This is a genomic window from Pantoea wallisii (genome assembly GCF_002095485.1).
Taxonomy (GTDB): domain Bacteria; phylum Pseudomonadota; class Gammaproteobacteria; order Enterobacterales; family Enterobacteriaceae; genus Pantoea; species Pantoea wallisii.
This window is the reverse complement of the sequence record NZ_MLFS01000024.1, coordinates 47,862-57,533: the sequence shown is the minus strand read 5'-3', so window position 1 is coordinate 57,533 and position 9,672 is coordinate 47,862. Positions and strand designations below refer to the sequence as shown.

At 60.5% G+C, this 9,672-nt stretch carries 8 protein-coding genes; 4 read left to right on the top strand and 4 right to left on the bottom strand.

The genetic code is table 11. From position 1 onward, the window contains the following. Together uca and atzF are read right to left on the bottom strand one after the other, a co-directional pair. On the bottom strand, positions 1–2,384 hold a 2,384-nt coding region (uca, locus tag HA48_RS10670; protein ID WP_128601298.1), incomplete at its 3' end, for an urea carboxylase. A 2-nt stretch (positions 2,385–2,386) separates the two neighbouring features. Next, positions 2,387–4,183, bottom strand: coding sequence for an allophanate hydrolase (gene atzF / locus HA48_RS10665; RefSeq protein ID WP_128601297.1), 1,797 nt, complete (start codon positions 4,181–4,183; stop codon positions 2,387–2,389). 254 nt (positions 4,184–4,437) lie between these two features. On the opposite strand from atzF, the gene sltY reads away from it, so the two are divergent. After that, the gene (gene sltY, locus HA48_RS10660; protein WP_128601300.1) at positions 4,438–6,357 is read left to right on the top strand and encodes a murein transglycosylase; all 1,920 of its coding nucleotides are present in this window, start codon (positions 4,438–4,440) and stop codon (positions 6,355–6,357) included. A gap of 43 nt (positions 6,358–6,400) precedes the next feature. Continuing rightward, positions 6,401–6,709, top strand: a complete 309-nt coding sequence (gene trpR, locus HA48_RS10655) for a trp operon repressor (protein ID WP_128601296.1) — start codon at positions 6,401–6,403, stop codon at positions 6,707–6,709. Here the strand turns inward: trpR and yjjX are convergent, their stop codons facing one another. Next, positions 6,710–7,228 carry an inosine/xanthosine triphosphatase gene (gene yjjX, locus HA48_RS10650; protein ID WP_128601295.1) on the bottom strand — a complete coding sequence of 173 codons (519 nt, stop codon included), beginning with the start codon at positions 7,226–7,228 and terminating at the stop codon, positions 6,710–6,712. A gap of 51 nt (positions 7,229–7,279) precedes the next feature. Between yjjX and gpmB the strand changes: the two genes are divergently transcribed. Beyond that, positions 7,280–7,927 (top strand): 2,3-diphosphoglycerate-dependent phosphoglycerate mutase GpmB, encoded by a 648-nt coding sequence (gpmB, locus tag HA48_RS10645; protein ID WP_128601294.1) that lies wholly within the window; start codon positions 7,280–7,282, stop codon positions 7,925–7,927. Between the two features lie 166 nt (positions 7,928–8,093). Here gpmB and robA read toward each other — a convergent pair whose 3' ends face one another. Next, positions 8,094–8,969, bottom strand: a complete 876-nt coding sequence (gene robA / locus HA48_RS10640; protein WP_128601293.1) for an MDR efflux pump AcrAB transcriptional activator RobA — start codon at positions 8,967–8,969, stop codon at positions 8,094–8,096. 192 nt (positions 8,970–9,161) lie between these two features. On the opposite strand from robA, the gene creA reads away from it, so the two are divergent. Beyond that, positions 9,162–9,635: a protein CreA gene (gene creA / locus HA48_RS10635; protein WP_128601292.1), complete on the top strand. Its 474-nt coding sequence runs from the start codon at positions 9,162–9,164 to the stop codon at positions 9,633–9,635. Positions 9,636–9,672: the final 37 nt, after the last annotated feature.

Sequence of the window (9,672 nt, the reverse complement as noted above, 5' to 3'; positions counted from 1 at the left end):
CGCGCCGCCAGCAGCGTGGCCGAGCCGATGGCGCTTTCCGCCAGAGAGGGCACGGCAAACGCCGGCGCATGATGACTGCGCAGGGTGGTGATGCTGAGCGCCTGGGCTCTCTCCAGCGCCACGGCTTCGTCAGCACTGATTGGGTGGAAGCGGATACGATCGCCCGGCTTCACCTGGCCCACTTTCCACAGCTCGGCTTTGGCGATGGTTACCGGGCAGACGAATCCGCCCAGGCTTGGGCCATCGTGCGTCAGGATCACCGGGAAATCGCCGGTGAAGTTCACGGCACCCATCGCGTATTCGCAGTCGTGTACGTTTGAGGGGTGCAGCCCGGCTTCGCCACCGTTGGCGCGCGTCCACGTAGGTTTGGGCCCGACCAGGCGCACGCCAAGACGGTTAGAGTTGTAGTGCACCTGCCAGTCGCTGCTGAAGAATTCATCAATGGCGGATTGGGTGAAAAAGTCCGGGGCGCCGTGCGGGCCATACAGCACGCCAATACGCCACTCGCTGCCATACTGCGGTACCAGCGCGCGATCCAGCGGCTGCGGTTCGCTGACCGGCGCCGGTGTGGTGCAGGCGGCGAGCGCCGGCTGGGAGATCGGCAGCATATCGGCAACGCGCAGCGTACGGCCGGCATGGCCACCAAACTGGCCGAGCGAAAAGGTGGCGCGGCTGCCAAGATACTCCGGCACGTCAAAACCGTTCCGCACGGCTAAATAGGTGCGGCAGCCGTTTTGCGCCCGGCCTAAAGTCAGGGTTTGTCCTGCGCTCACGCTCACCGGCTGCCAGTAAGGTACGCTTTCGCCATCAAGGTCGGCCGGGCAATCTGCGCCGGTCAGCGCGATCAGCGCGTCGCTGTGGAAGCGTAGCGCTGGCCCCTGCAGAGTAAACTCGAGGCCTGCCGCACGTTCGTGGTTACCGACAATACGGTTAGCCAGCCGGAAGGCGAAATCGTCCATCGGGCCGGATGGCGGCACGCCGATATCCCAGTAGCCGAGGCGGCCGGGAAAATCCTGAATGCTGCTGAATGTGCCGGGTTGCAGTACTTCGACCACGCTGGCGGCAGGCGTAAAGCTATCCAGGAAGCGCGTCCAGACATGGCCGCTGCGGAAGGCTTCTGTGGCAACAACCTGGCGAAGGTAGTCAAGGTTAGTGGCGATACCGTGCAGCTGCGTCGCCTCCAGCGCCTGCTGAAGTTTGGTCAGCGCCGCAGCACGCGTATCGGCGTGAACAATCACTTTGGCGATCATGGGATCGTAGAACGCCGAAACCTCCGCGCCGCTGTCTACGCGCACACTCTCCGGGAAGCTGACGCTGGTGAGCACGCCGGGGGAGGGCTGGAAGTTTTTCAGGGGATCTTCGGCGTAGATCCGCACCTCAATCGATGCCCCCTGCGGTGCCTGCTGTAGCCGGGCCCAGTCGATAGCATCACCGGCGGCAACCTGCAGCATGCACTCCACCAGATCGAGCCCGGTCACACATTCGGTGACCGGATGCTCCACCTGCAGGCGCGTATTCACTTCAAGGAAGTAGAACGCATCCTGTGCGGCATCGTAGATGTACTCCACGGTGCCAGCGCTGCGGTAGTTGACTAACTCTCCCAGGCGTACCGCCGAGGCCAGCAGCGCTTCACGTGTCGCCTGCGGCAGCGCCGGGGCGGGCGTCTCTTCCACTACTTTTTGGTTGCGGCGCTGCAGCGAACAGTCGCGCTCGCCCAGGGCGACCACCTTGCCGTTACCGTCGCCAAAAATCTGCACTTCGACGTGGCGCGCGCGATCGATGCAGCGCTCCAGGAACACGCCGGCATCGCTAAAGAACTGCTCGCCGAGCCGGCGCACGCTCTCCCACGCGTGGCGCAGCGCGTCATCATCGGCGCAGCGGGTTAAACCAATGCCGCCGCCGCCCGCCGTGCTTTTCAGCATCACCGGGTAGCCAATCTCACGCGCGGCCTCTAAGGCGGCGTCCAGGCTGTTCAGCAGCGGCGTGCCCGGCGTCATCGGTACGCCTGCGCTGGCGGCCAGCTCCCGCGCGCGGTGTTTCAGACCGAACTCGCCGATCTGCTGCGCCGTCGGGCCAATGAAAACTGTGCCCGCCGCTTCACAGGCGGCCGCGAACGGCAGGCTCTCGGACAGGAAGCCGTAGCCAGGCCAGATCGCCTGCGCGCCACTCTCCTTTGCCGCCGCGAGGATTTTGTCGATACGCAGATAGCTGTCGCTGGCTTTGTCACCTCCAAGGGCGATGGCGATATCAGCCTCTTTCACGTGGCGCGCGTTACGGTCTGCATCAGAGTAAACCGCCACGCTGGTGACGCCGAGGCGCTTCAGGGTACGAATCGCGCGGCAGGCAATTTCACCGCGGTTGGCAATCAGAACGGTGCTGAACATGGTTATTTACTCCCCTGAGTGGCCAGCCAGTTGCGCCAGCCGCCAAATTCAGTGATCTCCAGCGCCTGCGTCAGCGCGGCCGGTTCACAGATAAAGCCTTTCACGATCCGGCCATCTGCCAGCGTCAGCGACCCGATGCCGAGCGGCGCAGGGATCTCCGCAACAAATTCACCAAAGCGCGCCAGCGGGATATCCCACAGCTCAACGGTGATGGCAGCGCCGCTGGCATCGCGCAGCAGTCCCGGTTTTTTGATTGCACCCTCTGTCAGGGCGAACAGGCGGTAGTGGCGGGCGGTTTGCGTCTCTTCAACCAGCACCGCCTTACGTGACGTCAGCTGGGCGTTCAGCGGCATGCCGGTGAGGTGCGCACCGACGACCGCCACGCGCACGTGATCGGGCGAGGGTGGCAGCGCGGCGTGCTGCGCGGGCTGCGGTTTGCCGGTGGCTCCGAGCGGCAGCGCCAGCTGCTGCTGCCAGCGCATACCGAAGTCTGCCAGCGCACGGTCGTGCCAGGCAGGTGCGATCAAGGTAATGCCGGCCGGCAGACCATCCGCACGGAATGGCCCTGGCAGCGCCAGCGCACTGAGGTCAGCCAGGTTAGTGAAGTTGGTGTAGGTGCCGAACTGCGAGTTGTAGCGCACCGGCTCCTGTTGCATCTCAGCCAGCGTATGAATGGTGGGTGAGGTCGGCACGACCAGCGCATCAAACTGTGCCAGCGTCTGCTGAATCTGGCGTGTAAGGTCGGCGCGCAGGTACTCCGCCTGGTACGCCTCTGTCGCGCTGTATTTCAGGCCGCTGCTGACGATGCCATAGACCACCGGGTCCATCTCCTCCGGGCGGTTAATCATCTCTCCGACCGCGACGGTGCGTTCAGCGACCCACGGGCCGGAGTAGAGCTGTTCCGCCAGCTGGTGGAACGGGGTGAAATCGATGGGGCAGAGCGTGGCACCTGCGGCTTCCAGCTGCGCCAGCGCCTGCAGCCAGGCGGCTTCAGCCTGCCGATCGGCAAAAAATTGCGCTGCGGCGGGTATCGCGAAAGTAGGCTGCGCGTGGAAACGGGCCGGGACGTTTTGTGGGTGCTGGCGGGAGTACGCATCGCCGGCGTCATAGCCCCCGGCAGCCGTGGCCACCGCGAACGCGTCCTCTACGGTCAGGGCGAACACAGAGATGGTGTCATTCAGACGGCAGGCCGGTACCACCCCGCTGGCGGAAAACCAGCCTTTGGTCGGCTTCAGCCCGACGATGTTATTGAAGCCCGCAGGCACGCGCCCGGAACCGGCCGTATCGGTACCTAATGAAAACCCTACCAGCCCGCGCGCCAGCACCGAGGCGGAACCGGAGCTGGAACCGCCGCTGACGTACGCCGGATTAAACGTGTTGCTCACCGCACCGTACGGCGAGCGCGTGCCGACCAGGCCGGTGGCATACTGGTCGAGGTTGGTTTTGCCGATCACAATGGCGCCCGCAGCTTTCAGCTGTGCGACAACCCAGGCATCGGCGGCGGCGGTATAGGTCAGGGCCGGGCAGGCGGCCGTAGTGGGCCAGCCCGCCACATCGATGTTGTCCTTCACCGCAAAGGGGACACCAAACAGCGGCAGCGCGGCCGGATGGCGCAGGTAGTCAGCCAGCAGCGGTTCGAGCTGGGCCTCAAGCTGAGCCGGTGTGGCGAGGTAGAGCCAGGCGTTGTCCTGCTTATCGATAGCGTCAAGGTGTGCGGCCAGCCGCTGAGAAAGCTGCTGCGGCGCCTGCTGCGCCTGACGTTGCCAATCCTGAAGCGTGTAACCAAAGGTCGATGCCATAGTGAATTCCAGCTGGTATACAAGATGGAATGCAACAGAGCAAAGCGCATGCCATTTTTGTAACTGAATGAATTCATGCAGCTATTGGTTTAGCGATAAGTTTTTCTGATGAATTAATGCACAACGACGGCGCATTTCCTGTGCAATGGCAGTGCGCTGCGTAAATTTTGTGAAGAACATGGCAAGAGACGCCTGGCCTGGTTAGCATGAATGAAGTCCGGCATACGCCGGATCGCAGCAGAGAGGAGAGCGGAGTGGAGAAGTGGCGTAACTGGATGATAGGGATGTGTCTGGTCAGTACGGCCGGCAGCGTATGGGCCGACTCGCTGGATCAGCAACGAGAGCGCTATGCGCAGATCAAGCAAGCCTGGGACAATAAACAGATGGATCAGGTCGCGCAGCTGATGCCGACCCTGCAGGATTATCCGCTCTATCCTTATCTGCAATACCGTCTGCTGGCGCAGGATCTCGATCAGGAGACCGGGCTGGCGGTTAAAAACTTTATTCAGCAGTATCCCACGCTGCCGCCTGCACGATCGTTGCAGACGCGCTTTGTGAATGTGCTGGCGCATCGTCAGGACTGGCAGGGCATTCTGAGCTTTAGTCCGGAGGAGCCTAAACCGGTGCAGGCGCGCTGTAACTGGTACTACGCGAAGTGGGCCACCGGCCAGCAGCAGGCGGCCTTTGCCGGTGCGAAGGAGATCTGGCTGCGCGGCACGGCGCTCTCGAACGATTGCGATAAGCTGTTCTCGGTATGGCAAGCGTCTGGCCAGCTCTCACCCATTACCATTCTTGAGCGTATCCGTCTGGCGATGAAGGCGGGTAACGATAGCCTGGTCAACTACCTGGCGAAGATGCTGCCGGCGGATTATCAGACCACCGCCAGTGCGCTGATCGCCCTGCAGCAGAATCCGCAAACCGTCACCACATTTGCCAGCACGCTCGGTCCGACCGACTTTACCCGCATGGCGACCAGCTATGCCTTCGCCCGCGTGGCGCGGCAGGATATGGACAACGCGCGCATGATGATCCCGCAGCTGGTACAGGCGCAGAAGATGAGCGCAGCCGAAGAGCAGGATCTGAAAGAGACGGTTGTGTGGCGCATGATGGGCGCGGATCTGACCTCTGAGCAGGCGCGCTGGCGCGATGCGGTGGTGATGAACAGCGAATCCACCGCGCTGGTGGAGCGCCGCGTACGCCTGGCGCTGAGCGAAAATGACCGCCGCGGGCTGAATACCTGGATCGCCCGTTTGCCTGTGGAAGCCAAAGAGAAAGATGAGTGGCAGTACTGGCAGGCTGACCTGCTGATCGCGCAGGGGCGTAAAGATGAGGCGGATGAGATTCTGCGTAAGCTTATGCAGCAGCGCGGTTTCTATCCCATGGTGGCCGCGCAGCGTTTAGGCGTGGAGTATCCGTTGCAGGTGGATAAAGCGCCGGCGGCGGATAGCAGCGTAGTGCAGGGGCCAGAGATGGCGCGGGTGCGCGAGCTGATGTACTGGGGGCTGGATAACCTGGCGCGTAGCGAGTGGGCCAATCTGATCTCCAGCAAAACCCGCAGTCAGCAGCAGATGCTGGCGCGCTACGCCAACGAACAGGATTGGTGGGATCTCAGCGTGCAGGCCACCATTACCGCGAAAATGTGGGACAGCCTGAAAGAGCGTTTCCCGCTGGCGTGGCAAAATCTCTATCAGCAATACACGCGTGATAAGGGGATCTCACCGAGCTATGCAATGGCGATCTCGCGGCAGGAGAGCGCCTGGAATCCAAAAGCGCGCTCTCCGGTGGGGGCCAGTGGTTTAATGCAGGTTATGCCCGGCACCGCTACGCATACCGTGAAGATGTATAACATTCCCGGCTATGTGAACAGCAGCCAGCTGCTGGATCCGCAAACCAATATTCAGATTGGTACGCAGTATCTGGAGTATGTCTATCAGCAGTTTGGGCAGAACCGTATCTTCTCGTCAGCGGCCTACAACGCCGGTCCGGGCCGGGTTCGCAGCTGGCAGAACACCAGCGGCGGCAAGCTGGATGCGGTGGCGTTTATCGAAACCATCCCGTTCTCTGAGACGCGTGGCTATGTGAAGAACGTGCTGGCCTACGATGCTTATTACCGCTACTTCATGGGTAAGCCGGATAAGATTCTGGACGATGGCGAGTGGAATCGCAGTTACTGACTGTGCTATGCTTCCGTACTCGTTAATGAGTACGGAAGCCTTCATGAGCCAACCCCTTTCTTCCCAGTCAGAGCAAGATAACTGGCTGCGATTTATCGAACTGATGCAAAACGCCTTCGCCGATGACGTTGCGCTGCCGCTTCTGCAGCTGATGATGACGCCTGACGAGCGCGAATCGTTTGGCACGCGCCTGCGCATTATTGAAGCCCTGATTAACGGTGATATCAGCCAGCGTGAGCTGAAGAGTGAGCTGGGCGTAGGTATTGCCACCATCACGCGCGGTTCTAACAGCCTGAAAGAGGCGCCGCCTGAGCTGAAGCGCTGGCTGGAGATGCGCCTTGGGCGCAACTGATTACTGCTGATAGAGCGGATGCGTGAACGGGCACAGCGCCAGGATGAGCGCCTGATGATAAACGCTGGAGCGGGTCAGCAGGCCGTGGGTGAACGCCCCAATCGCGCCGCCTTTGTGCTTGATGTTCTCAACCCCTGTCAAACGGGCCATCTCCTCGCCCAGTTCGTGACCGGCGGCCAGTCCCGACATAACCACCGGCGGCAGGGTAAAGCTGGCGGAGCGCGATTCACCGCGCTGCTGCGTATTTTCAATCACCATCCATGCAAATGCGCTGTCCCCCTCAATCCCCGCTTCGATTGCAACCCAGAAATCGGCCTGCGGACGCGCGCTGCGCGCATTGACCACACGCTGGCGTGCGCCAGTTCGCGTTTCAACATCGCTTAACGGCTGTGCGGCGACGCCACTCTCGACCTCGACCCCCTCAATATGGCAGGATCTTTCGCCGAATACGTCGTTGAACGCCTGCGCAATCGCGCGGATTTTTGCCGGATTGGTGGTGGCTGCGACAACATGGTACATAATTGTTTGAACCCTCAAGACAAATTTGTCGCAGTATAACGGAAACTACGCATGTTACAGGTCTATCTTGTTCGTCACGGTGAAACGGTTTGGAATGCGGCCCGACGCATTCAGGGGCAGTCCGACAGTCCGCTGACGGAGAAAGGTGAACAGCAGGCCCGCCAGGTGGGTGAACGCGTTAAATCGCTGGGCATTACCCACGTGATTGCCAGCGATTTGGGGCGCACGCGCCAGACCGCAGAGATTATCGCTGACGCCTGCGGCTGCACGGTGACGCTTGATGCGCGCCTGCGGGAGCTCAATATGGGGTGTCTGGAACAGCGTCCGCTGGATGGCCTGACGCCCGAAGAGGAGCGCTGGCGCAAAACGCTGGTGGACGGTACCGAAGACGGGCGTATTCCCGGCGGGGAGTCAATGGCAGAGATGGCGGCGCGTATGCATGACGCGCTGAATGCCTGCCTTGAGCTGCCCGCCGGCAGCCGCCCGCTGATTGTCAGCCACGGTATGGCGCTGGGTTCTCTGGTGAGTACCATTCTCGGTTTACCGGCGCATGCCGAGCGGCGCCTGCGCCTGCGCAACTGCTCGATCTCACGCGTGGATCATCAGCAGAGTGCCTGGCTGGCCGCGGGGTGGGTAGTTGAAACGGCGGGCGACGTGTCGCATCTGGATGCGCCAGCCCTGGATGAGCTGCAGCGTTAAGGTTTAGCGCGGTGCGCATGAATGCGCACCCTACGGAGTGACCGCGTGTTGGTGCGCATGTGCAGCCGGATGTTGGCGCAGTGTGCGTTCATGCGCACCCTGTGATTGACGCGTACCCGGCAACAGGTGTCGGGTCGCCATTCATGGCGACCACCAGCGAGACCCGTTACTGCTGCGGGCGAATCGGGATCAGGTATTCACAGCGAATTTCCGTCGGCGGCTCACTGCGCTTTTTGCCACCGTGTGTATAGAACCGCTCGATATCCTGGCCCTGACGGCGCACCAGACCCAGCGTCGGCATGCAGGTACCGTACAGCAGCAGGATGAAATCCTGTAACGCACTGCGTGGCCCTTCGTAACTGAACTGGACGTAATCGCCGGCTTCCAGAATCACGCGCTGGTTCGACTGCATACTCAGTGCCTGCTGATCGGCCGGGACAGCCGTGGTATACAGAATCTCCTGCTCATCATCCTTCTCATGGCTGGCGCGGACCTGATGCAGGCCGTACAGCACCGGCGGCACGGTGTCGGTTTCCAGCAGGAACTGCTTCCAGAAATGGAGACGCATCTCGTCGCGATAGCTGGAGATCTGCTCCAGCGTACAGGTGTAACTCTGCGTTTGTCCTACCAGCACCGTTTCCGGCAGGGTGACAAAACTGGCTTGCGGGATGTGATGATCGTCAAGGCGAATCGGCGGACGAATGCCGAACGAATTCCACTCCGAAGAGCGACGGTACCAGGCTGGCGTTTGATTGAACTGCTTTTTAAACGCGCGGGTAAAGGTCTGCTGAGAATCGAAGCGATACTGCAGGGCGATGTCGAGGATGGGACGGCTGGTCAGACGCAGGGCAACCGCGGCTTTTGACAGCCGGCGGGCGCGGATGTACGCACCGATGGCATGGCCAGTCACTTCCTTGAACATTCGCTGCAGGTGCCACTTGGAGTAGCCCGCTTTCAGTGCGACGTTATCGAGTGAAAGGGGTTGATCCAGATGGCTCTCCAGCCAGACAAGCAAATCGCGAATGATACCGGCTTGGTCCATAAAACATCCTCATAACTCTCTGGTGACGCAACGATGAAGTCGCCGAATATTAGCACGAAATGCACAAAAGCGTGGGGCGGTTTGTTAATCGACTGTGCTAAATCAAGGCGGGTAATAACCCGATAAGTTTGGTTCTTGTTACGATTGACAGTACATTACATTCACATCTATTCCGTTTGCAATGGTAACTCAATGACAATAGCGCGCATTCTTATAGTCACGTTGGCAACTTATCTGGTCAGCAATACGGCTCTGGCCGAGGAGATTGGCTCGGTAGATACGGTGTTCAAGATATTCGGCCCCGATCATAAGATCGTGGTAGAGGCTTTCGATGACCCCGATGTTAAAAATGTAACCTGTTATATCAGCCGGGCAAAAACCGGTGGCATCAAGGGCGGGCTCGGTCTGGCAGAAGACACTTCGGACGCCGCCATCTCCTGCCAGCAGGTTGGACCGGTAGAGCTTAGCGATAAAATCGCACAAGGCAAGGCGCAGGGTGAAGTTGTGTTCCGCAAGCGCACGTCGCTGGTGTTTAAGAAGTTGCAGGTGGTGCGCTTTTTTGACCAGAGGCGTAACGCGCTGGTCTATCTGAGCTATTCAGATAAGGTAGTAGACGGTTCGCCCAAGAACGCGCTGAGCGCAGTACCGATTATGCCGTGGCACTGAGCCATAAAAAAACGCCCTGACGGGCGTTTTTTCTTGC